The organism is Undibacterium hunanense (assembly GCF_014284335.1).
Lineage (GTDB): Bacteria > Pseudomonadota > Gammaproteobacteria > Burkholderiales > Burkholderiaceae_D > Undibacterium > Undibacterium hunanense.
Genome location: NZ_JACOGF010000052.1, coordinates 1 through 478 on the forward strand (window position 1 = coordinate 1; position 478 = coordinate 478).

At 57.5% G+C, this 478-nt stretch carries 1 protein-coding gene; it reads right to left on the reverse strand.

Annotated features, from left to right (window positions below; translation table 11 throughout):
- Window positions 1–478: transposase (locus H8L32_RS27275; RefSeq protein ID WP_186951009.1), on the reverse strand; the 478-nt coding region annotated here is incomplete at both ends.

Sequence of the window (478 nt, forward strand, 5' to 3'; positions counted from 1 at the left end):
CACGGCGATGTTATGCCCCCGCCTTTTGGCCAGTTTTACGACCCAGTCTTCGGCATAGGCCGGTTTGTTGATCCTGGCCTGCAAGACGGACCTGGCCCCATGGACGAGGAGTTTGCGTACATAACCATTGCCTCGCTTGCTCAGCCCCAGCAGGACTTGTTTGCCACCACTGCTGTGTTCCCTCGGTGTCAGCCCCAGAGCATTGGCAAACTTGCGTCCTTCCGTAAAGTTCTCTGCCCGTCCAAAGCTGCCGATGATGGCGGTGGCGGTGAGGACGCCCACGCCGGGGATGGTTTCTATCAGTTTGCAGGCGGGATTGCTTTGCAGGACTTGTTTGATCTGTTTCTCTACCTTGCTGATTCTGTCTTCTAACTCACTGAGATACTGCAGTAACTCATCGACCAGGCCGTTGAGTATGCCGAGCGTGCCGCGGCTTTGTTCTTGCCAGAGGGCGACTTCGCGGCGCAGGTGGCGCAGG